Origin of the sequence: Streptomyces mutabilis, assembly GCF_014649815.1 — a bacterium.
GTDB lineage: Bacteria > Actinomycetota > Actinomycetes > Streptomycetales > Streptomycetaceae > Streptomyces > Streptomyces mutabilis.
Genome location: NZ_BMTT01000145.1, coordinates 1 through 470 on the forward strand (window position 1 = coordinate 1; position 470 = coordinate 470).

1 protein-coding gene is annotated in these 470 nt (G+C 42.1%); it reads right to left on the reverse strand.

Annotation, left to right across the window (positions count from 1 at the left end):
- Nucleotides 1–57: 57 nt before the first annotated feature.
- Nucleotides 58–470 (reverse strand): uroporphyrinogen-III C-methyltransferase (locus IE142_RS39785; RefSeq protein ID WP_229831233.1); only part of this gene is annotated, 413 nt, incomplete at its 5' end.

Here is a 470-nt window from a genome sequence, read left to right on the forward strand (position 1 = left end):
CCGAAGATTATCCCTGCAATCAATACCACAAACAGGAGTAAGATCTTGAACATAAATTTATTCTCCTTGTGGTGCTACGGTTGTTGATGTCGTTGTTCCTGATGTTGCACTATCTTGTGCTGCATCAACCGCATAAGGGGCTTGTGTAGCTTCGGCATCTTTAGCTTCAACCGCTTCTGGCTGTGATGTCTCGTTTTGGGTCAGCAAATTACGGATCTGCTTTTCTACTCGTTTTTCTAACAGAGAGAGGCTTTTTAATTCTGTTGGCATTGCGAGAGTAATAGGCTGCTTTTCAAGCTCATTAATACTGTCTAAGAAAGCCGTTGTATTCGGATCGGTGGTATCAAAATAGGCGCGTACCCAAGTAGATACCGCTTCTAATGATTGTTGATAAATCTCTGTTTGATGGCGAGGCACCGCTTGAGATGCAATTAATAAACGAGAGCGGATATTTTCTCGCAGATAAATAT